Origin of the sequence: Chelativorans alearensis (assembly GCF_010993735.1) — a bacterium.
GTDB classification, from domain to species: Bacteria; Pseudomonadota; Alphaproteobacteria; order Rhizobiales; family Rhizobiaceae; genus Chelativorans; species Chelativorans alearense.
In genome coordinates this window covers 78954-94349 of record NZ_WQNI01000007.1, presented here as the reverse complement: position 1 = coordinate 94349, position 15396 = coordinate 78954, and the positions used below count along the sequence as shown (strand labels likewise).

14 protein-coding genes and 1 pseudogene are annotated in these 15396 nt (G+C 58.8%); 3 read left to right on the top strand and 12 right to left on the bottom strand.

What is annotated here, in order from left to right:
• Positions 1-219: 219 nt before the first annotated feature.
• From GPJ75_RS12210 to GPJ75_RS12170, 9 genes are all read right to left on the bottom strand, one after another.
• On the bottom strand, positions 220-1263 hold the full coding sequence (locus GPJ75_RS12210; RefSeq protein WP_163268454.1) for a GlxA family transcriptional regulator: 1044 nt from the start codon (positions 1261-1263) through the stop codon (positions 220-222).
• A 106-nt stretch (positions 1264-1369) separates the two neighbouring features.
• On the bottom strand, positions 1370-2047 hold the full coding sequence (locus tag GPJ75_RS12205) for an energy-coupling factor ABC transporter permease (protein ID WP_163268452.1): 678 nt from the start codon (positions 2045-2047) through the stop codon (positions 1370-1372).
• Between the two features lie 22 nt (positions 2048-2069).
• Entirely contained in the window at positions 2070-2414 is a 345-nt protein-coding gene (locus tag GPJ75_RS12200; protein ID WP_163268450.1) for a nitrile hydratase accessory protein, read from the bottom strand.
• 9 nt (positions 2415-2423) lie between these two features.
• Positions 2424-3041: a nitrile hydratase subunit alpha gene (nthA, locus tag GPJ75_RS12195; RefSeq protein ID WP_163268448.1), complete on the bottom strand. Its 618-nt coding sequence runs from the start codon at positions 3039-3041 to the stop codon at positions 2424-2426.
• A 23-nt stretch (positions 3042-3064) separates the two neighbouring features.
• Positions 3065-3808 (bottom strand): nitrile hydratase subunit beta, encoded by a 744-nt coding sequence (nthB, locus tag GPJ75_RS12190; RefSeq protein WP_163268446.1) that lies wholly within the window; start codon positions 3806-3808, stop codon positions 3065-3067.
• A 30-nt stretch (positions 3809-3838) separates the two neighbouring features.
• Entirely contained in the window at positions 3839-4339 is a 501-nt protein-coding gene (locus GPJ75_RS12185; RefSeq protein ID WP_163268444.1) for a DUF1097 domain-containing protein, read from the bottom strand.
• A 33-nt stretch (positions 4340-4372) separates the two neighbouring features.
• Entirely contained in the window at positions 4373-5341 is a 969-nt protein-coding gene (locus tag GPJ75_RS12180; RefSeq protein WP_163268706.1) for a CobW family GTP-binding protein, read from the bottom strand.
• 413 nt (positions 5342-5754) lie between these two features.
• Positions 5755-7377 carry an MFS transporter gene (locus tag GPJ75_RS12175; protein ID WP_163268442.1) on the bottom strand — a complete coding sequence of 541 codons (1623 nt, stop codon included), beginning with the start codon at positions 7375-7377 and terminating at the stop codon, positions 5755-5757.
• A 13-nt stretch (positions 7378-7390) separates the two neighbouring features.
• Positions 7391-8218 (bottom strand): alpha/beta fold hydrolase, encoded by an 828-nt coding sequence (locus GPJ75_RS12170; RefSeq protein ID WP_163268440.1) that lies wholly within the window; start codon positions 8216-8218, stop codon positions 7391-7393.
• A 260-nt stretch (positions 8219-8478) separates the two neighbouring features.
• Here GPJ75_RS12170 and GPJ75_RS12165 point away from each other — a divergent pair, with 260 nt between their 5' ends.
• Positions 8479-9831, top strand: a complete 1353-nt coding sequence (locus tag GPJ75_RS12165) for a sigma-54 interaction domain-containing protein (protein ID WP_163268438.1) — start codon at positions 8479-8481, stop codon at positions 9829-9831.
• Positions 9832-10002: 171 nt separating this feature from the next.
• On the opposite strand, the gene GPJ75_RS12160 is transcribed toward GPJ75_RS12165, so the two are convergent.
• Entirely contained in the window at positions 10003-10626 is a 624-nt protein-coding gene (locus GPJ75_RS12160; RefSeq protein WP_163268436.1) for a helix-turn-helix transcriptional regulator, read from the bottom strand.
• Positions 10627-10669: 43 nt separating this feature from the next.
• On the opposite strand from GPJ75_RS12160, the gene GPJ75_RS12155 reads away from it, so the two are divergent.
• Positions 10670-11356, top strand: a complete 687-nt coding sequence (locus tag GPJ75_RS12155; protein WP_205602514.1) for a B3/B4 domain-containing protein — start codon at positions 10670-10672, stop codon at positions 11354-11356.
• Between the two features lie 152 nt (positions 11357-11508).
• Here GPJ75_RS12155 and GPJ75_RS12150 read toward each other — a convergent pair.
• Together GPJ75_RS12150 and GPJ75_RS12145 are read right to left on the bottom strand one after the other, a co-directional pair.
• Positions 11509-12410: pseudogene (locus GPJ75_RS12150) on the bottom strand (dihydrodipicolinate synthase family protein).
• Between the two features lie 54 nt (positions 12411-12464).
• Positions 12465-13700 carry a trans-sulfuration enzyme family protein gene (locus GPJ75_RS12145; protein ID WP_163268434.1) on the bottom strand — a complete coding sequence of 412 codons (1236 nt, stop codon included), beginning with the start codon at positions 13698-13700 and terminating at the stop codon, positions 12465-12467.
• Positions 13701-13780: 80 nt separating this feature from the next.
• Between GPJ75_RS12145 and pdxR the strand changes: the two genes are divergently transcribed.
• Positions 13781-15259 carry a MocR-like pyridoxine biosynthesis transcription factor PdxR gene (gene pdxR / locus GPJ75_RS12140; RefSeq protein WP_163268432.1) on the top strand — a complete coding sequence of 493 codons (1479 nt, stop codon included), beginning with the start codon at positions 13781-13783 and terminating at the stop codon, positions 15257-15259.
• The last annotated feature ends 137 nt before the right edge of the window (positions 15260-15396 follow it).

Here is a 15396-nt window from a genome sequence, read left to right as displayed (position 1 = left end):
AGCTCACCTGTTCATAGGAGCCGATCTCTGCTTTAGGGTCTGTGTGTGATCAAACTTGCAATCGACGCCGGCAAAGATGGTTGCGGGAGCAGGATCTTCGCCCGGCTTGACCGCAAGGTTCAGGTCGCTGAACACTGGATAGATTCCGAAGGAATTGCCGCCGCGTTCGAGTCGGATCGCCGGCTGCGCGGACGCGGCCCGGACCCGTGCCCAAGCCACTCAGCGTGCGATAGCGGTCTTGGGTCCGTAATCGGTCACGTGGCTGGCGCCTGACAGCTCAGTTGCTGGCCCGCGAAATGCCGACTTGTAATCTTGCAGGATCTGGAATCTCGAGCGGTACTCGCTCGGGGTTACCCCGATTGTCTTGCTGAACGCCCGGCGCATCGCGCCCAAGTCGCAAAAACCGGACGCCTTCGCCACAGACTGCAGAGGGCGGTTTGTGTCTTCAAGCAGCCTGCGTGCTGCGTCGATCCGAGCGGCAATGATGAAATCCAGCGGCGTCATCCCAAGTTCGGTTCTGAACACGCGGCCGAAATTGCGTGTGCTCATTCCGACTTTCTTGGCGATTGCCTCGACATGGAGTTCTTGATCCAAGTTCTCCAGCATATAGGCCTGCGCCTTCTGAATGAAGGTCGTTTCGGACATTTGGCCGACCAGATGCGCGCTGAACTGTGATTGCCCGCCAGGCCTTTTCACGAAAATGACCATATATCTGGCGACAGCCAAGGCGACTTCGCGCCCAAGATCCTCCTCAACAAGGGCAAGAGCCAGGTCAATTCCTGCCGTTACGCCGGCGGCAGTGATGAGTTTGCCGTCGCGAATGTAGATGGCGTCCGGCTCGAGCTCGATTTGCGGATATTCCTTGTTGAATCTCGGAGCGCATTCCCAGTGAGTTGTTACCCGCTTCCCTTCAAGCAGGCCCGCCGCAGCGAGCAGGAAGACGCCAGTGCAGATTGAACCGTATCGCCTGACCGTTGGCACCCGGCGGCGCAGCCAGGAGATGACTCTCGGATCGATCGCCTGGAACGAAGGGTCGCCTGCGACCAGCAAAGTATGGATTGGCTCATCGCTGTCAAAGATCGTACGGTCTGCAAGGAACCGCAACTGACCGGTTCCGCCGATGGAGGGTTGGCCAGTCGACATAACCTGTATGTCGTACTTACTCATGTCGCCATAGCGGCGCGCAGCCTCCCAGAACACCTCTGCGGGCCCAACAACATCCAAGGACTGGACGCCGGGTGGCGCAAGAATAACGATCCGCATTGGCGTACCCCCTGCAAGGTAACGTTTGACTACCCTTAAGTGCGAAGCAAGAAACCTGCCAGGACTGACCATCACCCGGCCGTGGATGATGGTCAGCTTCAGAACGTCAGGCAGCAGACGTCAGTCGGGCGTCGAACAAGCCGATGTGCGACACATCCTTCATCGATTTGGCGAGCGCAAGCACCATGACGTCGACAAGCGGCTCAATCAGGATGACGGCTATATAGGCAAAGCCGAAGCTTCCGATTGACAGCATATTCTCGGCCGTAAAGCCGTTGCCGTAGAGCGCCCAGAACGCCACCCAGGAGACGATACCGCCCTGATAGGCCGTCGACAGCGCCAGCGCCTGTCGGTACTTGAGGTCAACGTAGGGCGTCTTTGGTGCGATAATCTTCTTTGAAAGAAGCTGTAGCGCAAACAGCGGCACGAGCAGGGTCGTAACGTTCATGCCATATTGCGGCAGATCAAACGGCGCGAAGAACAGTCCCTGGACCAGCAGCCCGGCCGCAAGGCCGATTGCTGCGGGCGCTCCGCCGAACAGCAGGAAGAGCGTCGAGCCGAGGATCAGATGCACCTCGGAAACGCCAACCGGATAATGCGGCAGGATCTCGAAGAAAGAAAAGACAAGGGCCGTCGCTATAGCGCTTCCTCCCAATAGGGATGACACGCCCCGACGCCGGATTTCATCGCCGGCGGCCTTCAGGGTGAAGAGTGCGGCGCCGGCCGCAGTGGAATAACTCAATACGATCTTTGCGCCGTCCACAATTCCAGGTTCAATGTGCATCTTGATGTCTCCGAAGAAGCCATTACTGGCTGGTTTGATTGCTGAGATCGAAGATTTCTCGCATTTCCGAAGCGGTCAGCAGGTTCGTTTTCACGACGGCGCTCTCGAGCGCCGTCAGAAACTGTTCGTAGTAATTCCAGGAGGAGTGATCCGACGGATTGGCGTCTTCCCATGCCTTGATGGAGGCGATCAATTCATCCCGGAAGTCATCCCATTCGAAATAGCCCTCCTTTGCGAGAGCAAGCGCAATCCCGAATGAGGTGCGCTCCCAGTCGGATCCGAAGCAGAGGGTGCCGTTAGCCCGTGGTGGACTATCGGCGCTTCCCATCATTTCGGTGACCGCGAAATGTTCGAACTGCGTCAACATGGTCTACCCTCAGGCGGCCTTCGCGACGGCGACACCCATCATCGCCTCAGGCGTGACGAGGGTCTCGAGTTCGGATTCCGACAGGCCTTCGGTTCCTGCCGGCCGTTCCGGAACGACGAACCAGCGGATCTGGGCGCTCGAATCCCAGACCTTGACCTCGATGTCCTCGGCGATCGGCAGGCCGAACTCGGCAAGGACAGCGCGCGGCTCGCGGGCGGCGCGGCTGCGGAACGTCGGATCCTTGTACCAATAGGGAGGCAGTCCGAGAACAGGCCAGGGATAGCAGGAGCAGAGTGTACAGATGATCAGGTTGTGGACGCCGGGAGCATTGGCGACTGCGCGCATGTGCTCGCCTTCGGCGCCAGCCATGCCGTCCGGCAGGTCGAGTTCGGCAATCGCCTTGGGTGTGTCTGCGATCAGCCTCTCCCTAAAGGCGGGGTCTACCCAGGCGCGAGCGACGATCTTGGCGCCGTTGAATGGTCCCATCTTGGTCTCGAAAAACTCGAGCACCGTGTCCACGGTCCGATCGGTGATGATGCCCTTCTTGATGAGCAAGGCTTCAAGCGCCCGCACGCGAGCTGCGCTGTACGCTTCGCGGTCTTCGCGATATTTGAAACGTTCGGACATGTCAGTCTCCTCGATGATCGTATTCAGGCAGCCTTGGTCGCGGTCGCATTATCGATGGCTGCGACGTAGCGAGCGTAGAGGTCGGCATAGAGGCTGAAGTTCTGTTCCGCATTGCCCGGCCAAAGCTCGGCGGGTTCGAAGCGGATGCAGTAGACGGCCATGGTCGGGCCGATGCCGTCGGGACCGGTGTCGCATAGATAGGTGTAGGCCCCGGGATAAACCGTCTCGACAGTTCCGGTTTTGTTGCGCAGGAAGCCTGGCAGGCGGGTGTGCTCGATGCTTGGCACGTTTTCGATCCTGACCACGTCGCCGACAGAGAAGTCCACGGTGACCGTCACATCGCGCTTCGGGCTATCGCCCTCCACCAGATACTGGACCACACGGTCGTCGATCGCCGCGTCGCCTGCGACGGGCAGCGGCTTAGACGGGTCCTGATAGTATTCGTCCGTCAGGGCGTCGAGTTCCTCAGCCGTGATGTAGCCGCGTTCGATGAAGTAGCCGGAAATGCCGCCGAGCCACTTCTCGTAATAGCGGTACTTGAAATAGTCGAAGGGGTTCAGGCTTTCGGCCCCCTTGCGCAGATCCGCCCAGGTCCAGATGGTGTTGAAGGCGGACGGCGTTGCCGGCAGCGGCAGTTGCACGGACAGCGCCATCATCGCCGTGTGGATACCAAAGATCCGCGTCTCCCACGGTTCAACGAAGACGCGCGTTTCGGTGCTCACCGGTCCGAGTCCTTCCAGTCCGCCAAGGTAATGCTGGAGCTTCATGAGGATTTTCCTTTTCCAAACGATGATCGATCAGATGGTTTTAGGCTTTGCTCCGGCGAGCAGGCTGGTGCCCAATTCCGAGATGAACCCGAACAGACCTCCGAACAACATCGCGGCCATCGCTACTAGCGTTGGATGAGTGAGACCCGACGTCGTGATCGTGGTGTCCGTTGCAGCCGACGTGCCGACGAGCGACGCGAAGCCAAAAACGATGGCCGGGGGGAAGTTCAGGATCTGCTTGGCCGAGACGAGGATCATCGCTGCGGTGCCGAGAGGGACGAGAATGGCCGCAAACAGAGGGTGAGCGGGTCCAAACTGAATGGTCAGCAGGGCGACGGACGCAATCGCGATGCCCGTCCAGTTGGAGACGATCGACTTGATGAGCCCCGCTTGTCCGCCGCCGCAGGCGAAGAACGACGCCCAGGCGATGAAGGTCACCCAAACAGGGACGGGAAAGATGGTTGCGGTCATGTAGGTGTCGATCGCGCCCAGGACGCCAAGGCTGATCATTGCGGCCAAGAGGGGTGGCATGAGGACTTCTCCTTCTCGTGATGGCGAAATGGTTCAGATGACAAGGGCGACGGCGGGCAAAACGCAAGCGCCTAGGCCGCGGCGAAGCTCGGCTTCGTCCAGATCGCGGCCGATGAAGACGATCTCCGTCAGGCGGGGATCCCTCATCCAGGGCTTTCCCGGACGGCCTTCAAGCGTCATGTGGACGCCATGGAAAACATAGCGGCGCGCTTCACCGGCAAAATTGACGATGCCCTTCATACGCAAGATGTCGGCGCCTCTCGCCTGGATAAGGCGGTTCAGCCAGGGGTTGAAGGCGGCCGGATCGAGCGGCTGGGTTTCCCGAATGGCGACGCAAGCGATCGACTGGTCGTGTTCGTGCTCATGGTCCTCGAGGATCGAGGGGTCGATTGAAAGGATGTTCTTGAGGTCGAATGCACCAAGATCGAGAACCTCGTCGATCGGTATTGCGCAGGACTGGGTCTTGATGATCCGCGCCAGCGGATTGAGCTGTTGAACCCTACTCTCCGTCCGGAGAAGATCGGCGTCTACCACGAGATCCGTCTTGTTGAGCAGGATAAGGTCGGCGAAGCTGATCTGCTCGACGGCCTCATCCTGGGTCAGCTGCTGCTCGACATAGCGGGCATCTACCACGGTGACGATCGCATCGAGCTGTACGCGCTGTGACAAAACCTCGTCGAGCATGAAGGACTGAATGACTGGGGCGGGATCAGCCAGACCGGATGTCTCGATCACGATGCGGGCGAAGAGGCGATCGGATGCCAGGAGACCGCGAAGCGCGCCGATCAAGTCGTCGCGCACAGTGCAGCAGATGCAGCCGTTGTTCAGTTCGACGACATTATCTACCGTCTCGACGACCAGCTTGCCGTCTATGCCGACCTCACCATATTCATTGACAATAACGGCTATGCGTTCGCCATGGCGCTCAGACAAGAGGCGATTAAGAAGCGTTGTTTTGCCCGCCCCTAAAAACCCGGTCAGAATGGTTGCGTTTAACTTCATTGTCTTCCCCAAGCAAAGGCAACACTTGGTCAGCCCGATCCAATACAATTGGGGAAATATTGACCGATGTTGCAGTCGAAGTTTCACCGCCCGATGCGGCTGGCTGACGAGAATTACAGTACGAAGTCGCACCGCTTACAACGGGCCGGCCAGTGCACTTTCAGCCAAATGACATGCAAAACGCGCCAATCTCTGAGTAAAATATAGGCATGAACAACAATTAGGCATATGCAAAGAGATTGAGCGCCATCATGAGGCCATGTGCACTATCGGCCACGTCAGCTAGGGGCGGCGTGACCCGCGCTGTGACTGAAAAGTCCGGGCAAGCGCCCGGACTCTGGCTCTCAAGGGAACTGAACGCGGGAGCCGTGATCCACGGCGGTCCGTTTTGTGCAGCGCGCCCTTGGTGAACGCTAAGTGTTGAGATCCCGCCCGCGGGTCTCCGGGAGAAGAAGCGCACCGATCACCGCCGTCAAACCGGCAATTGCAACTGTGTACCAGAGGCCGCCAAAGATATTTCCGGTCGCAAGCACCACTGCCGTTGCCACGAAAGGCGCAAATCCACCGATCCAGCCGTTGCCGAGTTGCAGGGCCACCGAAACGCCGCTGTACCGTATCCGAACGGGAAAGAGCTCGACCAGAAGCGCACCAAGCGGCCCGTAGACCATCGTTGCCAGGAAGACCAAGGCAAAGAGAATGGCGACGACCATGGGTCCGTTTGGCTGGACCGGCGCATTTGCCGCCGGCATCCCCACTTCAGTCAAGGCTGCAAGGAGATCGCCCTCATTCAGGGATTTCGCCTCGCCGCTATTGATCTGGATTCGGAGAGCCTCGCCGGCACCCTTCACAGTGTAAGGTATGGCCCGCGCCGTCAGCAGTGCCTTCACTTTCTGGCATTCCGTTGTTGCCTGCGGCCGGAACAGTTGTCCGATGAAGGATTGATCCTGACCGCAGTCACTGCCCGTCAGCACCACGGAAGTGCTGGAACGGAATTCCGCCAGCGCAGGATTGCCGTAGCTCGCAAGCGCTTGGAACAGGGGCATGATCAGCAGAGCCGACAGGGCGCATCCCGTCACGACGATCCATTTCCGCCCGATCCTGTCGGAAAGCCAACCGAAGAAGAGGAAGAACGGCGTGCCGAGCGTAAGCGCGATCAGAAGGTAGAAGTTGGCCTGGTCGTGGGTCATCTTCAGTGTAGTCGTCATGAAGTACAGGCTGTAGAAATGGCCCGTGTACCAAATGACCGCCTGCCCCGCGACGACGCCGAAGATCGCCACCAGCACGAGGCGCAGATTTTTGCCGTCGCCAAAGGTTTCGGCGATCGGGTTTTTCGAGCCTTTTCCCTGCGCCTTCATTTCCTGGAAGACCGGCGACTCATGCAGCTTGAGGCGAATGTAGAGCGACAGGATCAAAAGCAGGATCGAGCCGAGGAAGGGTATGCGCCATCCCCAGCTCGCAAAATCCTCCCCCGATAGCAGGGACCGGCATAGAACGATCACAATCAGGGACAGGAACAGGCCAAGCGTTGCGGTAATCTGGATCCAGCTTGTCGTGAAACCCCGGCGGTCGAGGTCAGAATGCTCGGCGACGTAGGTGACCGCGCCACCAAACTCGCCGCCGACCGCCAAACCTTGCAGCAGTCGCAATCCCACGAGCAAGGCGGGTGCCGCCCATCCGATGGACTCGTAAGTCGGCAACAGGCCGATTGCAGCGGTTGCAAGCCCCATGACGAGCATTGTCACGAGAAAGGTCTTCTTCCGACCGACAAGGTCACCGAGCCTGCCAAAGACGATTGCACCAAAGGGGCGAAGCACGAAGCCTGCCCCGAAGGTCGCCAAGGCCGCGAGCAAGGCCGCTGTTTCGTTGCCCTTTGGGAAGAACAAGGTGCTGAAGAAGGCGGCAAGGGAGCCGTAGATAAAGAAGTCGTACCATTCGAAAACGGTCCCAAGTGCGGCCGCAAACACGGTCCGTTTGGTGTTGCGGTCCAGATTATCCGCTTGTGGGGCAGCCTTTGAAATCACTTCTTGAACAGACATTTGAGCCTCCCCTTCAAACGGCTTGCCGCGAGAGGCCTTCGCCTCCCACATAAGATAACCGACTGTCACAGGCATCGAGAAAATCCTTCAGGACGTGATTGAACGCCTGGGACTGCTCGAGCATCGGGAAATGACCCGCGTCCGGTATGATCTCCAGGCGGCTCCCTGGAATTCCCTCTGAGAGAATAACGGATTCGCCGGGAGGCGTGATGATGTCCTCATTCCCGACAACGACCAGCGTCGGCACGCCGATATCACGAAGGCGGGCCCGGCTGTCCGAGGCATTGAGCGAGGCAATTGCCTCTCGCGCCACGAAAGCCGGCGTCTGGGCGACCTCCAGCTTGGCGAATTCGACAAGCTCGCGGCTTGCCGCACCGCCGAACGACCGCTCGATGACATTCTGGCTCGCCTGAACAACGCCGAGTTCATCGATTGCCTTGAGGACGTTGTCGACATTGACATCCTCTCCAAGTCCGTGGGGTGTGGCTCCGACAAGGACGAGCGCACGGACACGCTCGGGGTGGGATAGGGCGAAGCTTTGCGCCACAGTCCCCCCCAACGAGAGACCTACGAGGATGGCGTCGTCGATATCGAGTGCCCGATAGACTTCGAGGATATCATTGGCAAAAGCCGGGATTGTGTAACTGCGCCCTTCAGGTCGTGGTGAATCACCATGTCCCGGCAGATTGATGCGGATAACCCTGTATCGGGACGAGAACGCCTCGACCTGATCACGCCAGAATTCGGCGGTGGTCGTGAACCCGTGCACAAACACGAGTGGCGAACCCGCGCCCGATACCCGGACGATTGTGTCGCCAATTTCCATGGTTTCGATATGCATATGCCTGTTCCCCATTTGGTTTTTACATCTGGAACCCCGCAAGGTTTGGGCCAGTTCAAAGCCTTCGAGGAGCACGCTGCCTAAGTCGCTGGAAACAAGCCTGAATTCCGAGGACCATCGATCCTTCGGAAGGCGCTTGCACGTCAGCCTCCTGTCCAAACTGTCACTCATGAGAGACATTTATTGTCTCGCTTCCGAGACAACTGCCAGATAGAATGCCTTCGCACAGCGTATTGCGGTTCCAACCAGGGCAGGCTCAGATGACGCTTCCGGAGTGGTTCGCAGGTTCACCGGAAGAAGCCGGATTCCTTCGGCTCGTGCTCGATCATGTCTCGGATTGCCTCGTCGCTGTCGATACAGCCGGAACAATCGTTCTGATCAACGAGCCGTACTGCCGGTTGCTCGAAGGGGAGGCCGATGATTTTCTGGGACGACACATAACCGATGTGGTCGGGCCGCAGACCAAGCTTCATTTCGTTGCACGCGGGATCGGATCCCATGTCGGCTATCCGCTCGAGGTGCGTGGGCACAAACTGGTGACGAAGCAAGTTCCGGTACAAAGGGACGGCAGGATCATCGGCGCCGTTGGCCTTGCCCTGTTCTCCGACTACGACGCCTTGAAGAAGACCTATACCCGCATATCGAAGGCGGAGCTTGCCATTCCCCAAAACCCCAGGTTCTGGCAATCGAAGTTCGGCCTGGATGACATAATAGGAACCGGCGAGCTTATGGGCTCCTATCGCGACGCTCTCAAGATGGCTTCGCAATACGACCTGCCTGTGATGACTAGTGGCGAGACAGGCGCTGGCAAAGAACTGGCCGCGCACGCGATTCATGCACTGTCTGACAGAAGCGTAGGACCGTTTGTGTGGGTTAACTGCGCTTCTATCCCAAGCGAGCTTGTCGAAGCCGAACTGTTCGGTTACGAAGGCGGTGCTTTCACGAGCGCTCGCAGCCAAGGCAAACCGGGCAAATTAGAACTTGCCGCAGGCGGTACGCTCTTCCTAGACGAGATCGGCGACATGCCGCTCCAGCTCCAGGGCAGTTTGCTGCGCGTTCTCCAGACGAACGAAATCGTGCGTGTCGGAGGCACCAATCCGGTCAGCATCGACTTGCGCATCGTCTGCGCGACCAACAAGCCTCTTCTTGATCTGGTTAGAGCCGGCCGGTTTCGCGAGGATCTTTATCACCGGCTGAATGTTCTGCCGATAAATGTCCCTGCCCTGCGGGAAAGAGAAGACATCCCATTCCTTGCCGAACGCTTGCTTGCACGGATCGCAGACCGGCTCGGAAGGCCAACGCCAATTTTGGCTGCCCAAGATCGTAAACTGCTGCTCGGATACGCGTGGCCAGGCAACGTGCGCGAGCTTGAAAACGCGCTGACGCGGATGATCATCACCGGCACGCTTTCCATTTCCGATTGGGAGTCTGCCTCAAGCGTGGCTCAAACAGACACAACGCCCCCTCTCAAACATAGGATACGCTCCCAGACGGATGCAGAGATTCGGGCCGCCCTGAAACAAACGCAAGGCAACAAAAGCCGGGCGGCTGATCTGCTCGGCATCAGCCGCGCGCACCTCTATCGTCTCCTGAAGGAGCAGAGTGGCGAATAGCTGTTTTATGTAGGTTTGAAAGTCTTCCTTATCGAGGAGCGTCGTCGAGTGCTCAGCAGCGAGCGTGTCGTCCTTGGATAGGTGCCTCTTCCGCTTGCGTTTCTCCGGCAAGGCAAAATGCTCGCCCGAAATCCAGAGCCTGAGGATACCTTCGATTAGGTTCCCGACGCGCTACAAAGCCGTTCTCACGCGTGGTCGCTGTAGTTCCGCCACGGCCATGACGAACCGAAGTTCGTTCTTTCCGCAGTTCATGTAGGCATGCTTTTCCTCGGTACGGGCCAAGACGGAAGAACCCGCTTGAACAAAGTGCTCGCTATCGGCCATTTTCAATGTGAGTTCGCCGGTTTCCACGTTCAGGAGTTCAAGCGTTCCCGGCGAATGCCCGGGCGATTCGAAAATCTCACCGGGAAACAGTGTCCAGCGCCAAAGCTCGATTTCGTCCGGTCCGTGCGTTCCAACCAGAAGCGTTGCACTGCCCCCCTTCGGACCGCGCCAAAGTATGGAAGCGTCCTCGAGTGGAACAATGCGTACCGGCACGCTCGCCGCCACTCCGACAAAATCGGCAACCGACACGCCCAGCGCGGTCGCTGCCCTGCAGAGCGTGGCGATGCTCGGATTGGCACTTCCCTTCTCGATCTCGACAAGCATGCCTTTGCTGACGCCGGATTTTCGAGACAGTTCATCGAGTGTCAGGCCGCTTTGCCGCCTGAACATTTTGAGGTTTTGAGACACGGTCGTGCTGACACGTTCAACATCAACGACCGTTTCGGTCGATATATTGACTTTCTTTTTCATGGTCGGTACCATATACTAAATTGGTCAATGGGAGCTAGAGGCCATGTTGGATTTTCCGGTGGTCGACCAAGAAATCGCAGAGATCGCGCCTGACTTTCGCGCGCTCAGCATTCTTGTTGATGCCAATGATCGTGCCCGGGGCACCATGGCTAGGGACATGTTGGCAGAGGCTTGCGATTTTGTCCGAGCCGGGGGACCTGCCTGGGGCGACGCCCATTTGGCCAGTTGGGGTGAGACATATAGCCGGTTCGGCGCGAAACCGAACCGGACGCCATGCTCTGCCCAGGCTTTGAAAAAGCGGGTGGAGAGGGATGCCCGTGTTCCATCGATCAATCCCGTCGTCGACCTCTACAATGCGGTGAGCCTGCGCTTCGCAATACCGGTCGGAGGCGAAAATTTCGATGCGTATATCGGCAAACCGCGATTGTCTGTCGCTGATGGATCGGAAGCGTTCGACACAGTCATGAATGGGGAGGCAGTCGTGGAAAGCCCCGCCAAGGGGGAAGTCATCTGGCGCGACGACGTGGGCGTTACATGCCGCCGCTGGAATTGGCGCCAAGGCACGCGAACGCGGTTAAAGACCTTGGGCGGCCGGATGTGGTTCATTTTGGAAAGCTTGGCAACGATGCCTGAGGAGGCGCTCGAGGAGGCAGCCAACATGCTGGTCAGCGGTCTACGAGAACTGGCCCCAGGATGTGATGTCTACAGACAGAAGATCATCCTCGGCTAAATCGCCAGCGCCCGCCTTCGGGCCTATTATCCGTCGCAGCCGCAATCAGAAGGACAAGAGCACCGCCGAGCAAAATGACTCCGGCGGCGTTCAGCCGGTGAGCCAGCCCTCCTCAGGCTCCTGTGGCACCAGACGGCTCAATCGGCCCTGCTCTACTCCGCCTCAGCAAGATCCTGCCGAAGAAGGGACAGGCAGTCGGCAACCTGGCGCTTGGCCAGCTCCGGGAGGGGCAAAATCGGACGGGGCGGTTCGGCTCCGCAGATGCCGAGCAAGCCAGCGATGGCATAGACGACCGAAGGCTGGAGAACTGCTTGAAGAGATCCCAGATCGGGTTCAGCGCGGCATCCAGTCGCCGCGCCTCTGCAACATCGCCAGCTTGAGCAGCCCTGACGATCCTGAGGCAGATGTCGGGCATGATTCCGGCGAGTGCACTGCACCAGGTATCGGCGCCGCAGATCATGGCTTCCGTGGCAGTCACCACTGTATCCGATCGAAAAGTCCCCTGGCGCGATCCCTCTCTGATCCGCGAGATTGCCCCCGATTTCGTCGCTTTTGTCCGTTGGGTTCTTGATGGCCACGATGCCTCGTACCTGGGCCAACCGCCCCACGAGCGTCGGCGTGAAGCAGAAATGGGTGGTTCCCGGGTTATCATAGATGACGATAGGCAGACCGCTCTCGCGAGCCACAGTGCAGAAGTGCTCGAAGACTTCACTCTCAGTCAGGGGGCGTAGGAAACGGTGGCAAGCAGGCCCGCGGCAGCGCCCAAGCCTTTCGCATCCTGAGCCAACTTGACTGCTTCATCGGTCCGCAAGGCGCCGACGCCCACCACGACAAGGACAGTCCCCGCAGTTTCCTCGAGAGCTGTACTAAGGGCGCGGCGGCGCTCCTCGCGGGACAGGTACATGTAGGTTCCGGTGCTACCGAGGAGACCGACCGAATCCACTTGCGCGCTGCAGAGTCGAGCGACCAGCCTGCGAAGCGCGGCGGTGTCGACGTGACCCTCGCGATCGCTGAGCGTAATAGGAAATGCGGAAAGTCCGCTCAGGAACGCCATTCCATCCTCCGAGTCCGTTTCTGTGTTCTAGGTTCGCGATGGCCGATATGTTTGTCACAAGACCTGAAGGGCTTGGCGCAGGTCGGCAATCAGATCGTTTACGTCCTCGAGGCCGACCGAAAGGCGGACGAGATCTTCCCCAACGCCCGATACCATGTGGGCGTCTTTTCGGATCGTTTGCCGCGCTCGAGTGATGCTGGCTGGATGATAGATGAGGCTGTCCGTGTCGCCCAGGCTCACGGCGCGTGTCAGCAACTTCAAGTGGTCCAGCATTGTTCGTGCACCATCGAAGCCCGCATGAAGGCCGAAGGCCAGCATGCCGGAGCCTTGCGCCATCTGCTTGCGGGCTATTACATGATCGGGATGCGATTCCAGGAAGGGGTAGCTCACCCAGGACACGGCGGGATGCTCGTCAAGCATCTGCGCGATCGTCAGAGCCGAAGCGCTGTGTCGCTCCATCCGAAGCGACAGCGTTTTCAGGCCGCGCAGAATCAGGAATGCCGAGTGCGGTGACAGTGTTGCCCCGGTGATGTAGCGCAGGCCGGTTTCGTGCAGCGTATGAAGTGTTTCAGCGTCTCCAAGCAGCGCACCGCCGAGTGTATCGCCATGCCCGTTGATGTATTTCGTCAGCGAGTGCAGCACGATGTCGGCGCCGTGCTCGAGAGGGCGCTGCAGTGCAGGCGAAGCAAAGGTGCTGTCGACCGCGACCTTTACCCCATGCGCGTGGGCGCGCTCTACGATCGCCGCTATGTCGAGGATGGCGCTCAGGGGGTTTACGGGCGTTTCGAAGTAAACCAGCTTGGTCCTATTCGTGATTGCCGCGTCGAGGTTCGACGGTTCGGACAAATCCACGGGAACGACCTTGATCCCGAAGCGAGGCAGGCCATGCTCCACCATGGCAACCGTATTCGAATAAAGCGTCTTGTGTACAACGAGCTCGTCGCCCTGCGACAGCAGTGAGAGTATCAGTGTGCCGAAGGCAGCCATACCGGTCGACACTACTAGTCCTGCCTCTGCCCCTTCCAGGTTGGCGAGCCTCTGCTCGAGGATCTCTGTGGTCGGGTTATACTCGCGGGCATACAGCCTGCCACCCTGCGCTGCCGCCGCATCGTTTGCCACCACGCTTTCAAAGCCATAGGTCGAAGTCAGGAAGACCGGAGGCTGGACTGCTCTGGAGAAGGCGGCTGAGTCGAACGCGTAATGGATTGCCCGGGTGTCGAATCCAAGACCCGCGCCATGCGACGGATCAGAGTGGTCGTGGACATTGTCTTGTTCGCTGCTGCCATTCATTGTTCGCAGTATCCTCTTTGCTTGCGACCACATTGGCAGCATACTGGTCCGCAAGAAATATCCAGTTCTGCGGAAAGAAAATGGTCCAGTTGGAAAGCCAGGCGACACCCAGGCGCGCAAGGAAGATAGGAGCACGCCAGATTTATGACGCGCTCAAGGATCAGATCCTGAGCCGCGTTTATGAAGCTGGCGGTCAGCTGCCATCATCGCGAAATCTGTCGAATGAGCTTGGTGTGTCGCGAACGACGGTGACAGTTGCCTATGAGCAGCTTGCAGCGGAAGGCTTCGTAGAATTGCGCCAAGGCACTCGCCCGCGGGTCGCAGCGTTGCCATTCGGACAGCGTTCGAAAGACACAGCGCCAACACAGCAGGAACCGCGTCTTTCGGCCTATGGCGAAAGGCTTCGAGCGATACCGCCATGGCTCGATTATCTGCCGGGTTCGCTCATGGTTGATTTCCGTTACGGAGATCTCGCTCCGTCCGATTTCCCGGCACGTGCTTGGAAGAAAGCTGTCAATTCGGTCATCGCTCAGCGGCCGAGCCGACTTGCCTATGATGACCCGCGAGGATCGCGGCGTTTGCGCCAAGCCCTGCAAGGCTACCTTTGGCGCGCCCGGACATTGCGGTGCGATCTGGAGCAAATCATCATCGTGAATGGGTCCCAGCAAGGCTTGGATCTTTGCGCGCGGCTTCTCCTCGACCCTGGCAGCGAGTTCGTCATCGAAAACCCCGGCTATCGAATGGCTCGTCAGATCTTCGCCAGCACCGGCGCCTCTCCGGTCTCTATTGCCGTCGACGGCGAGGGTCTGAAGACTGAATCCCTGGAGGGTGTACGGGCGCGGCTGGCTTATGTGACGCCTTCCCACCAGTTTCCACTCGGCGGCGTCATGCCGATTTCCCGCCGTCATCAGCTTCTCGAATGGGCGCGGGAAAACGACGCCTATGTGATCGAGGACGATTACGACAGCGAATACCGCTACGATATCAGTCCGGTTCCTCCGCTCCATAGTCTGGAAACTGGAACCAACGTCATTTACCTCGGTACGATTTCCAAAACGCTCTCGCCGATGATGCGCATCGGCTATCTCATTGTGCCGCCGGAACTGCAGGACGTATTCGCAACCGCCAAGCAACTGTTCGACAGGCATTCGCCGGTGACCGAGCAGGAGGCCTTGGCGTCTTTGATCGAAAGCGGCGCCTATGAAAGGCATGTGCGCCGCGTACGGCGGCTGAACAGAGACCGGCGTGAGACGTTGTTGAACGCTCTACAGCGCGCATTCGGCGAACGAATGACGGTGGAAGGCGCCGACGCCGGATTGCATGTTGTGGTCTGGTTCAACGAACTGCCGAAGTTATCCGAGGCGGCCTTGGTGGAAACCGCGCGACGCGCTGGCATTGGAGTTCATAGCATCTCGCCTCTTTGTGAGCAGCAACCGGACGAGACGATGGCGGACAGGACCGGGCTTGTCATGGGGTATTCAGCCTTGACCCCACGGCAGATCGAAAAGGGCGTTCAACTTCTTCTGGCAGCGGCCAAAACAGTGAAAGGGCAATCGTGAAGTCGCGCTCGGCGCGGCCTGAGCGCAGGCAAATGCGAGAGGCCGTTCCCGCATGACAGGCAGGCGCATCCGAAATGAAAACTGGACCTGCAAGATGAGCTAAAGCTAAAATTGGCACTGTCGGGAAGACCAGTTCC